General features: G+C 67.9%; 13 protein-coding genes. 7 read left to right on the plus strand and 6 right to left on the minus strand.

Annotated elements, in window-relative coordinates; genetic code table 11:
• Positions 1-5: 5 nt before the first annotated feature.
• Positions 6-761, minus strand: a complete 756-nt coding sequence (locus FG385_RS10265; RefSeq protein ID WP_139096400.1) for a decaprenylphospho-beta-D-erythro-pentofuranosid-2-ulose 2-reductase — start codon at positions 759-761, stop codon at positions 6-8.
• On the minus strand, positions 758-2140 hold the full coding sequence (locus FG385_RS10270) for an FAD-binding oxidoreductase (protein WP_200834387.1): 1383 nt from the start codon (positions 2138-2140) through the stop codon (positions 758-760). The genes FG385_RS10265 and FG385_RS10270 overlap by 4 nt, the downstream gene beginning before the upstream one ends.
• Before the next feature lie 95 nt (positions 2141-2235).
• Here FG385_RS10270 and FG385_RS10275 point away from each other — a divergent pair, with 95 nt between their 5' ends.
• From FG385_RS10275 to FG385_RS10295, 5 genes are all read left to right on the plus strand, one after another.
• The gene (locus FG385_RS10275; RefSeq protein WP_139096401.1) at positions 2236-2688 is read left to right on the plus strand and encodes a GtrA family protein; all 453 of its coding nucleotides are present in this window, start codon (positions 2236-2238) and stop codon (positions 2686-2688) included.
• A 37-nt stretch (positions 2689-2725) separates the two neighbouring features.
• On the plus strand, positions 2726-4660 hold the full coding sequence (locus FG385_RS10280; protein WP_139096455.1) for a glycosyltransferase: 1935 nt from the start codon (positions 2726-2728) through the stop codon (positions 4658-4660).
• Positions 4661-4790: 130 nt separating this feature from the next.
• Positions 4791-5261 (plus strand): hypothetical protein, encoded by a 471-nt coding sequence (locus FG385_RS10285; protein WP_139096402.1) that lies wholly within the window; start codon positions 4791-4793, stop codon positions 5259-5261.
• 3 nt (positions 5262-5264) lie between these two features.
• Complete coding sequence (locus tag FG385_RS10290; protein WP_160148759.1) at positions 5265-5861, plus strand: DUF3558 family protein; 597 nt, start codon at positions 5265-5267, stop codon at positions 5859-5861.
• A 2-nt stretch (positions 5862-5863) separates the two neighbouring features.
• Positions 5864-7333 carry a hypothetical protein gene (locus FG385_RS10295; protein WP_139096403.1) on the plus strand — a complete coding sequence of 490 codons (1470 nt, stop codon included), beginning with the start codon at positions 5864-5866 and terminating at the stop codon, positions 7331-7333.
• A gap of 5 nt (positions 7334-7338) precedes the next feature.
• Here FG385_RS10295 and FG385_RS10300 read toward each other — a convergent pair whose 3' ends face one another.
• Positions 7339-7581 (minus strand): hypothetical protein, encoded by a 243-nt coding sequence (locus FG385_RS10300; protein WP_139096404.1) that lies wholly within the window; start codon positions 7579-7581, stop codon positions 7339-7341.
• Between the two features lie 122 nt (positions 7582-7703).
• Here FG385_RS10300 and FG385_RS10305 point away from each other — a divergent pair, with 122 nt between their 5' ends.
• Positions 7704-8456: an ESX secretion-associated protein EspG gene (locus FG385_RS10305; protein ID WP_139096405.1), complete on the plus strand. Its 753-nt coding sequence runs from the start codon at positions 7704-7706 to the stop codon at positions 8454-8456.
• Here the strand turns inward: FG385_RS10305 and glfT1 are convergent.
• From glfT1 to wzm, 3 genes are read right to left on the minus strand one after another with little or no spacing between them, the layout of a single operon-like run.
• Complete coding sequence (glfT1, locus tag FG385_RS10310; RefSeq protein ID WP_139096406.1) at positions 8450-9361, minus strand: galactofuranosyltransferase GlfT1; 912 nt, start codon at positions 9359-9361, stop codon at positions 8450-8452. The two genes, FG385_RS10305 and glfT1, sit on opposite strands and share 7 nt — an antisense overlap.
• Before the next feature lies 1 nt (position 9362).
• Entirely contained in the window at positions 9363-10175 is an 813-nt protein-coding gene (gene wzt / locus FG385_RS10315; RefSeq protein WP_139096407.1) for a galactan export ABC transporter ATP-binding subunit Wzt/RfbE, read from the minus strand.
• 9 nt (positions 10176-10184) lie between these two features.
• Positions 10185-11150, minus strand: a complete 966-nt coding sequence (gene wzm / locus FG385_RS10320; protein WP_139096408.1) for a galactan export ABC transporter permease subunit Wzm/RfbD — start codon at positions 11148-11150, stop codon at positions 10185-10187.
• A gap of 194 nt (positions 11151-11344) precedes the next feature.
• Here wzm and FG385_RS10325 point away from each other — a divergent pair, with 194 nt between their 5' ends.
• Positions 11345-13210, plus strand: coding sequence for a glycosyltransferase (locus tag FG385_RS10325; protein ID WP_139096409.1), 1866 nt, complete (start codon positions 11345-11347; stop codon positions 13208-13210).
• Positions 13211-13217 lie beyond the last annotated feature (7 nt).

Genomic DNA, 13217 nt, shown 5'->3' on the forward strand with positions numbered 1-13217 from the left:
CGGACTCAGATGGGCAGCTTCCGGAAGATCGGCCGCGGCACATGCCGCAGCACCGACATCACGAGCCGGAACTGCGCTGGCGCCCACACGAGGTCCTTGCCCTTGCGCGCCGCGTCCACCGCGATGTCCGCGACCTGTTCGGCGGTCTGCTCGAGCGGCGCCTTGCCCATGCCCTCGGTCATCTTCGTCTTGACCTGGCCAGGCCGGACGACGGTGACGGTCACGCCATGCGGCGCGAGCGCTTCGCCGAGGCCGAGGTAGAACCCGTCGAACCCGGCCTTGGTCGAGCCGTACACGAAGTTCGAGCGGCGCACCCGCTCACCGGCGACCGAGGACAGCGCGATGACCCGGCCGTGGCCCTGCTTCTTCAGCTTGTCCGCGAGCGCCACCCCGACCGACACCGCCGCGGTGTAGTTCACCGTGGCGAGTTCGACGGCCTTCGCGTGGTCCTGCCACACTTCCTCGGCGTCGCCGAGCAGACCGAACGCGACGACGGTCACGTCGATGTCGCCGCCCTCGAAAGCCTTGTCCAGCACGGCGGGGTGCGAAGCCGTGTCGGTCGCGTCGAAGTCCACTTCGGACACTTCGGCACCGGCGGCGCGCAGTTTCTCGGCGGCGAGCTTGCGCCGCTCGCTCGCCCGCGCCGCGAGCACGACCCTGAGCGGGCGCTCGGCGAGGTACTTCCCGGCGATCGCGAGCGCGATGTCGGAGGTGCCGCCGAGCAGCAGCAGCGACTGGGGGTTTCCTACCGCGTCGATCACAGTTCGAGCCTCCGGCTCATGTCTGAGGCGAAAACGCCTTCGGGGTCAACGGAATGCCGGACCTTGCGCCACTCGTCCAGCCGCGGGTACATCTTCGCGAACATCTCGGCCGTGGTCCGGGAGTCCTTCGCGGTGTAGAGCCGGCCACCGGCGGCCAGCACCTCGTCGTCCAACTCCAGGCAGAACCGGCTGAGCCCGCTCTTGATCGGGAAGTCGACGCTGAGCATCCAACCCGGCGAGGGCCACGACAGCGGCGCACGGTTGGCCTCGCCCATCCGCTTGAACACGTTGAGGAACGAGTAGTGGCCCGAGGTCGCGATCCTGCGGCACAGCCGCTTCAGCTCGTCCTCCCGGCCGAACGGCACCGAGAACTGGTACTGCAGGAAACCCTTGGAGCCGTAGGCGCGGTTCCACTCGCTGAGCATGTCGAGCGGGTGGTAGAACTGCGTCAGATTCTGGATCTTGCCGCGCACGCCCTTCTTCGGCACCGTGCGCTGCCAGACGTTGTTGAGCAGCCCGAAGGTCAGCTTGTTGCCCAGCCCGTTGGGGAACACGTCCGGCAGCCTCATCAGCTGGGGCGCGTCGAACTTCAGCGGGTTCTCGCGCAGTTTCGGCGGCAACTGGTCGAGCTTCGCCAGCGAGCCGCGGGAGAACGTCGCGCGGCCCATCCGCTCGTCGGAGTTGATGAGGTCCGGCACCGACATCGAGTAGTCGTAGTTGAGGTCCGAACCATCGGTGAACAGCGCGAGCGTCTCGTCGAGGTTCGCGGTGCGGTCCGCGTCGACGACGAAATACGCGCTTTCGGTCTGCTTCATCCGGATCTTGGCGCGCACGATGATCCCGGTCAGCCCGACGCCCGCGACGGTCGCCCAGAACAGCTCCGCCTCCGGGCCGTCCGGCGTCAGGGTGCGGACCTGGCCGTCCGCGGTGATTAGCTCCATCGACAGCACGTGGTTGCTGAAAGTGCCCGCGCTGTGGTGGTTCTTGCCGTGGATGTCGTTGGCGATCGCACCGCCGATCGTGACCTGCCGGGTGCCCGGCAGCACCGGCACCCACAGCCCGTGCGGCAGCCCGGCCTTCATCAGCCTGTCCAGGCTCACACCGGCGTCGAGGTCGACGACCGCGGTGTCGGGGTCGATCGAGTGAATACGGTCCAGTGGGGTCATGTCCACGACCAAGCCGCCCGCGTTCTGCGCGGGGTCGCCGTAGGAGCGGCCCAGCCCGCGCGCGATCACGCCGCGCTCACCGGCCTGGGTCACCGCGCGGGCGATGACCTCCACATCCGGCGTGCTGAGCACGTTCGCCGTGGTCGGGGCGGTACGGCCCCACCCGCTCAGTGCCCGCCGCTCGGTCGGAAAATCGGGAGTCGTCGCGTTCACCCGGACCAGGGTAACGATCCCCGAACGGCGGCTTGCGGGGCACCGCTTCTACACTTTCTGGCGTCCTGGAAATCCCATGCCGGTGAGGTAGCGCAGTGGTGTCCACGGAACCGCAGGAGTCGACCCAGCCGAAGGCGTCGCCGGGCCTGACCGGCCAGTTGGTGCGCTTCGTGCTCATCGGCGGCTTCTGCGCCTGTCTCGACCTCGGGACGTACACGCTGGAACGCACGCTGGGAATGGATCACGAACCATGGGCGACCGTGGCGCGTGCGATCAGTTTCATCGTCGGCACCACGACCGCCTATTTCCTTAACCGGAGATTCACATTCGCCGCGGGAGCGAAAAAGGGCGCCGGGCAGATCGGCGGCTTCGTCGCGCTCTATGGGACGACGTTCTTCGTCACGGTCGGCGTGAACGCATTGATGCTGCAGGTGCTGCCCGAGTTGACCTGGCGGGCGACCATCGCCTGGGTGATCTCGCAGGGCACCGCGACCGCGATCAACTTCGTGATGCTGAAGTGGGTCGTGTTCCGCGAACCTGTAGCTTGACCCCGGCGTGACCCAACCCCTGGAGGACAGCGAACCGATGGCTGGCAAGACCACCGCGCAGGCGACCAGGACGCGTGGCAACGGCACCCGCGCCGCGAGCAAGGAGCAGACCACGTTCTCCGAACACACCCCGCAGGGGCGGTTGACCACGCAGCGCGGGCTCTTCGCCGGTCCGTCGCCGATCGTCTCGAAGGACCTCTACGCCGAGGTCGAGGCCGGGGTCGTCACCCGCAAGCGTGCCAGCATCAGTCTCGAAGGGTCAGCGCGCGTCTCCGGTAACACCTATTTCGGTCGGTTCCCCGCGAGCTACTGGCAGCGGTGGACCACCGTGCGTGAGGTGCGCGCCGAGGTCGTCGTCACCGGTTCCGGTTTGGTGGCCGTCCGCGCGTCGGACTACGAGGGCGAGCCGCGCACGGTCGCCGCGCAGGAGGTCGAAGGCGCGAAGCAGGCGCCCGTGAGCTTCGATCTGAAACTCGACAAGTTCCTCGACGGCGGCGCGCTATGGCTGGACCTGGAGACCGAGGCCGGGCAGCAGCTGACCGTCGAGCAGGTCCGCTGGACGGTCGAGCCGCCGGAGAAGATCCGGCCCACCGCGGTCACCATCTGCACGATGAACCGGGCCGACGACTGCCTGAAGAACCTGCAGGCCCTGGCCGGGGACATCTCGTCGCTGGACACGCTCGACGCCATCTATGTCGCGGACCAGGGCACGGACCGGGTCGAGTCGCGCGACGGCTTCGCGCAGGTCGCCGCCGACCTCGGGGACAAGCTGCGCTATATCACCCAGCCGAACCTCGGTGGCTCGGGCGGGTTCACCCGCGGCCTGTACGAGGTGGCCGGGCACACCGAGACAGAGCACGCGAACGTCCTGTTCATGGACGACGACGTGCTGCTCGAGCCGGACCTGGTGATCCGGATGACGGCGTTCTCGAACCGCGCCGCGAACCCGGTCATCGTCGGCGGCCAGATGCTCAACCTGCTGCACCCGCACCAGTTGCACGTGGGGGCGGAGTACGCGCGGCTGAACACCCTGGAGCCCGGGATGCCGGTCGAGCACAGCCTGCACACCGCGGACCTGCTGGGCGTCGACGAGGAGACGGGCAACCCGAACAAGCAGGAGCGGCGGCTCGACGCGGGATACAACGGCTGGTGGTCGTGCCTGATCCCGTACGAGGTCGTGAAGGAGACCGGCTATCCGATGCCGTTCTTCTTCCAGTGGGACGACGCCGAGTACAGCTACCGGGCGCGGGCGCACGGGTTCCCGACGGTGACGCTGCCCGGTGCGGGCGTGTGGCACGCGGACTTCCACTGGAAGGACTGGGACGAGTGGCACCGGTACTTCAACCTGCGGAACTCGATCATCACCGCGGCGCTGCACAGCGACTTCAACCTGACCGTGCTGTCGCGGGTGCTGATGGCGCAGGTGGTGCGGTACCTGCTGGGGATGCAGTACGGCCTGACGCACACGCTGATCAAGGCGGTCGAGGACTTCCTGGAGGGCCCGGACATCCTCCGCGACGGCGGGGTCGCCGCGATGCAGGAGATCCGCGAGATCCGCGCGAAGTACCCGGAGACGAAGCGCTACGACCCGACCGAGGTGCCGGGTATCGCGTCCAACGACATCGGCATCATCAACGGCGCCGGGCGGCCCGCGTTGCAGCGGGTGGTGCTGATCAAGCGCATCGTCGACCGGCTGCTCGGCCGTTCGAGGTTCGGCCTTGGCGCGATCCCGATGGACGAGGCGACGTGGTGGCACGTGGCGCTGTTCGACACCGCGGTCGTGACCGACGCCAACCAGGAAGGCGTGCGGGTGCGCAAGTACGATCGTGACCGCATGTTCGACCTGGGCAAACGCGCCGCCCGCGTGATCAACCGGCTGCGCAAGGAGGGCAAGGCCGTCCAGGCCCAGTACCAGCGCGCCCTGCCGCAACTGACAAGCCGCGAGAACTGGCAGCGCCTGTACGAGCTGTAACGGCGCGCGTCTCGGAACCGTCGCCGTCTCGCCTACGTCGAAGTGATGTTTCTGCGTGAAAGCGGGGTTGCGGTCGGTCTGCGGCCAGTAGACTCCGCGACGGAACCGGACAAGACGACGGGGGACAGCGATGACGGGCTTCGTGCCGAACGCGGGCCAACCGCAGACGGCGGCCGGCAGCATCGGGGGATCGATAGGCGCCGCGGTCGGCGGCATGCTCAGCGATGCCGCGATCGCCTCCACGGCTGCCGGCGTGCAGAAGCTGGTCGACTCGGCCAAGTCCGGCGGCTTCGCGATCAGCGAAGAAGGCGCGAACGAGTACATTCGGGTGTTCCAAGACTTCGAAAACGTGCTGGCCTCGATGCAGAACGCGGCGCGTGAGGCTGGTCAGTCGCCAGCGCTCGGGGGTAGTGACTATGCCGCAACAGTGGCTGCCCATACTCGGCTGATGGCGGATGGTGACGCGCAGTCGTATTCGACCGCTTTGGAGTCTCTGGGCAAGGTGGTCGAGCAGGCGAGGCTTGCCTTCCACCAAGCCAAGAAGAACTACGCGCAGATGGACGAGCAGGCCAAGCAGACGTTCGGTCAGGCACAGGTCTGATCGATGCCGAAGGTGATGCGTACCGCTCGCACGGCTGTACCGATGCTCGCAGCCATGATCGCGGTTCTCGCCGGTTGTGCGAATGAGCAGCCTGGCAATCCTTCGCCTGTTGGCGGTCAATCGGCGAGTGCGACGGTGCCAACCAGCGCAGCGGGCTCGACGGGACAGGATCCCGGGCTGGCATCGATCAAGGCCTGCAGCCTGCTTACCGACCACGAGGCTGCCACCTTCAAGGCACAGGGCGCCGGTCAGAATCAGGACACATCGGCCTCGGGCGCGACGAGTGTCTGCCGCTGGACCGGGCGGTCCGCGAGCGGTGCCTCGACGAACCTGAGCATCGCGGTACGGGCGGCGCAGGGAATCGAGTCTGTCAATGCCGAGGGCGGGCAACTGACCGAGGGCAAGGTAAACGGTCGCCCCGCCAAGCAGTTGGTCGACAGTTCAGGCGGCTACTGCATGACGTCCCTCGCCGTCACGCCCGGTTCGAGAGTGGATCTCGGCTACGTGATCGTGGGTGCGTCCGACGCGACCGAAGCCTGCCAGACGGACAACCAGATCGCCGACATCGTCGAGCCTAAGCTGCCGAAATACGAGGGGTAGCCATGACCAATCCGCAGCAGTCGGGCAATCAGGGGCTGGGTCAGTACAACCAGGACGGCCAGTACGTCTCCCCCGAGGAGCAGCTCAAGCAGGAGCTCAAGGCCCAGGGGTACGACCCCAACAGCAAGGGCTTCTGGGACACCTTCGAGAACATGCTCGCGCAGGCGAAGGCGAACGCGAGCGCCACCCAGCAGCGCACCCAGCAATCGCAGCAGCTGAGCCAGGGGGTCGACTACCGGACCGGCCTCCCGACGCCGGACACGCTCTACCAGAGCTACGACCACCAGCGGCTCTTCAACATGGTCCAGACGGTCAGCCCGTCCCAGGTCACTGGCGTCTCGAGCTCCTGGACCCAGCTCGCCAACGCGATGGCCACCTTCGGGCAGCAGCTGGGCCAGGCGGCGAACAACTCGGGCGCCACGTGGAAGGGTGACGCGGCCGAGTCGGCGCACAACTTCGTTTCCGGGCTCGGCACGTGGAGCGACCAGAGCGGCCAGGCCGCGCAGCTCGCGGCCGACCAGGTGTACAGCCAGTCTTCGGCGGCCGAGTCCGCGAAGAACACCATGCCCGAGCCCATCCCGTTCAGCTGGACCGACGAGATCAAGAGTTGGGGATCCTCGGGCCCGTTCGACCTCGTCGACAACATCAACAAGTCCCTCCAGAAGCAGAAGGACAGCCAGGACGCCCACGACCAGGCCGTACAGGTCATGTCGTCCTACGACCAGAACCTCTACTCGGCCGCGTCCAAGGCCCCGGCGTTCAACCCGCCGCCCACCTTCGACCCGCCCGCGGGCGGGTCGGTCGGCCACGTCAGCGGCGGGCTCGACGGCACCAACTCATCCTCGTACACCGGCCCCACGGGCGGCAGCGTCGGCGCGAGCGGCGGCGCCCACAGCGGTCAGACCAGCGGCTCGGGCTCGGTCAGCGGCAACCTCTCCGGCTTCACCCCGCCTACGCTCAACGCGGGTGTCAAGACCGGCGGCAGCAGCACGCCCGGCCGGACCAGCGCCCAGAACTTCCAGCCGAGCAGCGGCACCATCAACCCCAACGCCACCTCGGGCCTCGGCCAGAACGGTCTCGGCTCGATGGGCGCGATGCCGATGGGCGGGCTGGCCGGTGCCGGTGGCATGGGCGGCGACGAGGCGTACTCCAGCAAGCTCGGCCGTGGCGGGGCCAGTGGATTCGGCCCCGGCGGCGGTGGTTCGGCAGCCAGCAGCGGCAGCGCCGGAGCGGGCGCGCAGAGCGGCGCCAGGGCAGGGGGCGCCGGCGCGGCCGAGACAGCCGCGGGTGCTGGTGGCCGTGGCGCGACCGGGGCCACCGGGCGCAGCGGTATGGGCGGCATGGGCCACGGCGGCAAGGGCCAGGGCGGCGAAGACGACGAGCACCAGCGCCCGTCGTGGCTGATCGAGCCCGACCCGGACGACGTCTTCGGCACCAGCGAGCGCACCGCCCCGCCGGTCATCGGGGAGTGACCGCGTCAGCGCAGTCCGAATACCTTTCCTTTTCGCTGCAGGTCGTCGATATAGGCGACGGCCACATGCGCGAAATTGATCGAGACCGTGGTTTCCTCTTTGGTCCGTACGGATTCCGTTGAACCGTGTTCGAGCAGCAGGTGGAGTCTCGACGCGAGTTCCTTCACGCCTTCCTCGGGCAGGGCGAACACCAACGGTTCGCCGCCCGCGGTGAGGTGCAGGATGAGCGCGGGTTTCGTATCGGTCATGCCTCTACCACAGCAGTTCCGGATCTTGTGCGGCAACCGGGTTCGCTGAGGGCAGAGAGGGCAACAACGGTGCCCGTTATCGATTAAAGTGCTGCACGGACGATTCCGAGGGGGAAGTGCCGATGCCACACCAGTTCGCGCTGTCGCTGACGGCGCTGGATGTGCTGCTCGAGCAGCTGCGGCTAGGCCGCGCACCGGCACCGTTCGAAGTGCCCTTCACCGGCGGCACCGTCGACGAGCGGGCCCAGGTGCGCGGTGCGGTGTTCCGCGAGCTCGAAAACCGCGGGCTCGCCGGTCACGGCCGGTTCGACCCGGATCTGGAGCTCGCCCTGCACACCTTCGTCGGCGCCCCCGTCGCCATCACGGCCGTCGCGCAGCTCGACGACGGTGAGCAGCTCTTCGCCCGCGCCGCCTCGAACGGGCAGTACGCCATGGTCGTCAAGCAGGACAGGGATTCGTTGATCTTCACCGGCGCCCGCCCCACGGCGATCGTGCCCGGCATCGTCGACCTGCTGCCCGTTACCCGCGCCGCCGCCGGGCAGTCGGTCACCGTGGCGAAGCCGGCGAAGCGGCCGAAACATCGCCTGGAAGAGGACGACCACTTCGCGGACGTGAGCAGACCCCGGTCGACCGCGCCGGCGCAGATGCGGATGGTCGAGCGCATCTTCGCGAAGCCGAAGCTGCGCATCGGACAGTTCAGCGCCGTCGTACGCGGGCAGCGGCTCACCCCGACGGCCTGGTTCGACACCGAGGAAGGGCGCTACTTCGTCACGTCGCGCGAGGCCGAGGACGGCCAGAGCTGGGTCACCTACGCGCCCGCGGACAGCGCCCGCATCGCGCACCACATCTTCGAGCAGATCCAGCCGTATCAGTAGCGGAAGAAACGTTCGCGCTGCCCTTGGCGCACGAGCTTCAGCCACTGCAGGAACGCCTTCGGGTTCCGCTTGATGCCCACGAAGTACAGCCCGAAGCGGACCACCTCGAGCGCGCCGATCTTGCGCATTCCCGGCTGGGACAGCAGGTACCCGCGGTTGCGGTAGGTGTAGTACCGCTTGACCTCGTTCTCCGGATCCTGCGCGTGGAACCGCCCGCGGAGCATGGGCTTGAACTCGTCCGAGCCGTCCGGATGCAGGTAGGAGACCTTCAGCGAGGTGCCGAACGGCAGGCCCGAGCGCACCAGCCGCCGGTGCACCTCGACCTCGTCGCCGCGGAAGAACAGCCGTAGATCCGGCACCCCGACGACGTCGAGGGTAGACGCGCGGAACAGCGCGCCGTTGAACAGCGAAGCGATCCCGGGCAGGAAATCGGTGCCCAGTTCGGACGCGGATCGCTTCCAGGTCAGGCCGCGGCGCAAGGGGAACGCGAGCTTCGCGGGGGCGTCGATATTCGTCACGACCGGCGAAACCTCGGCGAGGCCGCGTTTTTCCGCCTCGGCCAGCAGTACCTCGAGCACGTGCTCGTCCGCGGGCCTGCCGTCGTCGTCCGCGAGCCAGACCCAGTCCGCGCCGAGCGACAGCGCGTGCAGCATGCCGAGCGCGAACCCGCCGGCGCCACCGAGGTTCCGGTGCGAGGGCAGGTAGGTGAACGGCAGCGGGAACGACTCGACGACCGCGCGCGCGGGCTGGTCCGGCCCGTTGTCGACGACGACGAGATGGTCGACCGCCCTGGTCTGGGCGGCGATGACCTTCAGCGAGTCCGCGAGCAGTTCACGGCGGTGCCTGGTGACCACGACGGCCACCACGGCGCCCTTGCCGAGCGGCGCCTGCTCGGGATGCGTCATGTCACTCTCCGTTGACGACGGCCGCGGGTTCGACCCCGAGCCGCTCGGCCGTTTCCGTGCTGATGTTCTCGTACGGGTCACGGCCCTTGTACGCGGTCAGAACGTCACGCAGGGAACCTTGCATGCGCATCCGGCCCTCGTCCATCCAGACGGCCGTGGTGCACAGCTCCAACAGTAGGTCGTCGGCGTGCGAAGCGAAGACCAACATGCCGGAGCGGCGCACGAGGTCGACGAGGCGGTCCCGGGCCTTGTTCAGGAAGGCCGCGTCGACCGCGCCGATGCCCTCGTCCAGGATCAGGATCTCCGGGTCGATCGTGGTGACTACGCCGAGCGCGAGCCGCACGCGCATACCGGTCGAGTACGTCCGCAGCGGCATCTGCAGGTAGTCGCCGAGTTCGGTGAATTCGGCGATGTCGTCGACCCGCTTCTCCATCTGCTTGCGGGTCATCCCGAGAAACAGGCCGCGAATCATGATGTTCTCGTAGCCGGAGATCTCCGGGTCCATCCCGATGCCCAGGTCGAACACCGGTGCGACCTTGCCCACGACGTGGGCGGAGCCGCGGGTAGGCTCGTAGATGCCCGAAAGCAGCCGCAGCAGCGTCGACTTCCCGGCGCCGTTGTGCCCGACGAGGCCGACCCGGTCACCGTCGGACAGCGACAGCGAAACGTCTTGCAGAGCCTCGATGACCGGCACCTTGCTCGCGGTGCCGATCTTGCCGCCCACCTTGCCGAGCACCCTTTTCTTGAGCGAACGAGTCTTCGCGTCGAAGATCGGGAAGTCGACGAAGGCGTTGTGCACCTCAATGCTGACCATGTTCTCTTCTCACACCCAGTAGGAGACGCGGGCACGGTAGTTGCGCATCGCGAGCAGCGCGAGCAGCCAGCCCACGACGGTGATGCCCAGCACGACCAGCCAGCTGCCGATGCTCACCGCCTGCCCGATGAGCGGCGCACGCAGGATCTGGACGAAGTGGTAGAAGGGGTTCAGGTGCACGATCGGCACCACCCAGCGGGCGAGTTCGGCGCGGGCGCCGTGGCCGTAGAGCTGGTCGATCGGCCAGACGATCGGGGTCATGTAGAACAGCAGCTGGATCAGTGAGTTGATCAGCTGCGGGATGTCCCGGTACCGCGTCGAGATGATGCCCAGCAGCAGGGTCAGCCAGCCCGCGTTGAGCGCCAGCAGCAGGAACGCCGGGATGGCGCTCAGCGAGTACCACCCGAGACCGGGGTGGCAGATGATCGTCTCCCCCGCCGTGCAGGTGCCGTGGTTGAGGTCGTAGGTGTGGCTGAGGCTGCCGAAGAAGATCGCCACGATGACGACCACCACGATGATGTTGTGCGCGAACATCAGCGTCTGCCGCCACACCGTCCGCAGCATGTACACCGTCAACGGCGCCCGGATCTGCTTGATCAGGCCCTCGTTCGAGATGAACGTCTCCATGCCCTCGGCAAGGCAGCCGCTGATGAACGTCCAGACGATGAACCCGGTCGCGATATAGGGCAAGAACGTCGAAACGTGCAAACCCCACAGTGTCGAGTAGAGAATGCCGAGGCCGAGCGAGATGACACCCTGGCTGATGGTGATCCAGAACGGGCCGATCACCGAGCGGCGGTAGCGCTGCTTGATGTCCTGCCAGCCGAGGTGGGTCCACAGCTCACGCTGGGCGAACCCTTCGCGGATGTCGTCGATCGCGCGCCGGAACGAACGGCTGTTCGCCGACGGCACGGTGTGACCCTGGCTGGCGGTCACGGGATCACCGGTCTGATCGACCGTGCTGGTGGCATGCACCCGCCCAGGGTAGCGACCTGGGGTGTGACGTCCCGTTGAGGGCGGGCAACCACATGGTCAACGGGGGCGTCATCATTCGGGGCGGGTGATTTACCCGCTTCCGCGCCAGGTAGCGTGTGATCCTGATTCCGCCGAGGCGCTGGGGCCTTCGCTGTTTCCACAAAAACAAATCCTGAAATGGGGTGTCGATCGGCATGACCCAGAACGTGGTTGCCGAGCCGGAGAACCGGCCGGAGAGTCAGGGCGGCGAGCCCGGGCGGTTGCTCGCGCAGCGGACGTTCTTCGCCGCACGCTCGTTCCCCGCTCCGGACGCCATGTACGCCGCCGCCACGCTGGGCGCCGCGGTCACCGAGCGTGAACGTGTCACGGTCGAACCCCATGCGCAGGTCACCACCAACACCTACTTCGGCCGGTTTCCCGCCAGCTACTGGCAGCGCTACACCGAGGTCGCGAGCTGCGACCTCGAGGCCGTGGTCACCGGTTCGGGCAAGCTCGCGATCACCGCGTCGGACAGCCACGGGGACCCCAGGACGGTGGCGCACAAGGTCGTCGAAGGCGCCGAGCGCGAGCCCATCCGGCTGACCGCCCCGATCGACCGGTTCGTCGACGGCGGTGCGCTGTGGCTGGACATCGAGACCGGTGGCGAGCGCCTCATCGTCGAGAACGTGCGCTGGACGGTGGCCGCCGCGAAGACGCCGCGCCCGATCTCGGTCGTCATCTGCACCCACAACCGCGCCGACTACTGCATCGAGACGCTGGTCGAACTCGCCGAGGACCCGGTCGTCCGCGACTACGTCACGGCCGTGCACGTCACCGACCAGGGCACCGACACGGTCGACTCGCGCGAGCGCTTCGCGCAGGTCAAGGAGTTGCTCGGCGACAAGCTCCGCTACGTCCGCCAGCCCAACCTCGGCGGCGCCGGCGGGTTCACCCGCGGCATGTACGAGACACTCGAGGGCCCGGGCGGTGAAGACGCGCACATCCTGTTGATGGACGACGACATCAAGCTCGAGTCGGACACCATCATGCGGATCAGCGCGCTCGCCAACAGCACCACCGAGCCCGCCGTGATCGGCGGCCAGAACCTGTGTGAACTGCATCCCGACCGGCTGTTCGTCGACGCGGACGTCGCGGACCTGCCGAAGCTGCGCGCCGGCATCGACCGCAGCGAGTCGCTGTCGCAGCGCAGCATGCTCGACCACAGCCAGGAACGCCGCGTGGACGCGACGCACAACGCGTGGTGGTGCTGCCTGCTCCCGGCCGAGGTCGTGCGCGCGGTCGGGTACCCGCTGCCGATCTTCTTCCAGTGGGACGACGTCGAGTACGGCCTGCGCGCTCGGGGCGCCGGGTTCTTCACGGTCACCCTGCCCGGTGCCGGGGTGTGGCACCAGGACCTGTACTGGAAGGGCTGGGACGACTGGGCCCGCTACTTCCACTACCGCAACGGCCTGATCACTGGGGCGCTGCACAACCAGTTGCGGCCCAAGGAGATGGCCCAGTTCCTGCTCACCGAGTTCATGCAGACGCTGGCCTCGATGCAGTACGGCCTGGCGGCGACCATGATCAAGGCGATCGAGGACTTCCTGGACGGTCCGGGCACGCTGGACGACGGCGGCGCGAACGTGGTGCCGTCGATCCGCATGCTGCGCGCCGAGTACCCGGAGACGCACATCGTGCCTGCGGCCAACAGCGGGGTGCGGGCCGATCACGCGCCGATCGTCCGCTCGGGCTGGGAGCCGTCGAAGCCGACGCTCGTGCTGCTCAAGCGCCTGGCCATGCAGTACCTCGACAAGCCGGGCGGCGGTGCGGCGATCCGTTCCGGTGACGAGGCGTGGTGGCATGTGTCGCTGTTCCGCACCGCGGTCGTCACCGACGCTTCGCAGACCGGGGTGCGCGTGCGCCGCCTGGACAAGAAGCTGATGACGAAGCTCGGCAAGCAGGGCCTCGCCGTCCTGTGGCGGCTTCGCCAGGAAGGTGCCGAGACCGTCCGCCGGTACCACCAGGAGCAGCCGCGGCTGACCGGCAAGGAGAACTGGGAGCGCCTCTTCGGGGCGCGATGAGCGGGTT

This window comes from Amycolatopsis alkalitolerans (assembly GCF_006152065.1).
Lineage (GTDB): Bacteria > Actinomycetota > Actinomycetes > Mycobacteriales > Pseudonocardiaceae > Amycolatopsis_E > Amycolatopsis_E alkalitolerans.

What these genes read in the sequence shown, in the direction of transcription:
- FG385_RS10280 (WP_139096455.1), top strand. Translation starts at nt 2,726, where the DNA reads ATGGCTGGCAAGACCACCGCGCAGGCGACCAGGACGCGTGGCAACGGC.
- FG385_RS10285 (WP_139096402.1), top strand. Translation starts at nt 4,791, where the DNA reads ATGACGGGCTTCGTGCCGAACGCGGGCCAACCGCAGACGGCGGCCGGC.
- FG385_RS10290 (WP_160148759.1), top strand. Translation starts at nt 5,265, where the DNA reads ATGCCGAAGGTGATGCGTACCGCTCGCACGGCTGTACCGATGCTCGCA.
- FG385_RS10295 (WP_139096403.1), top strand. Translation starts at nt 5,864, where the DNA reads ATGACCAATCCGCAGCAGTCGGGCAATCAGGGGCTGGGTCAGTACAAC.
- FG385_RS10300 (WP_139096404.1), bottom strand. Translation starts at nt 7,581, where the DNA reads ATGACCGATACGAAACCCGCGCTCATCCTGCACCTCACCGCGGGCGGC.
- FG385_RS10305 (WP_139096405.1), top strand. Translation starts at nt 7,704, where the DNA reads ATGCCACACCAGTTCGCGCTGTCGCTGACGGCGCTGGATGTGCTGCTC.
- glfT1 (WP_139096406.1), bottom strand. Translation starts at nt 9,361, where the DNA reads ATGACGCATCCCGAGCAGGCGCCGCTCGGCAAGGGCGCCGTGGTGGCC.
- wzt (WP_139096407.1), bottom strand. Translation starts at nt 10,175, where the DNA reads ATGGTCAGCATTGAGGTGCACAACGCCTTCGTCGACTTCCCGATCTTC.
- FG385_RS10325 (WP_139096409.1), top strand. Translation starts at nt 11,345, where the DNA reads ATGACCCAGAACGTGGTTGCCGAGCCGGAGAACCGGCCGGAGAGTCAG.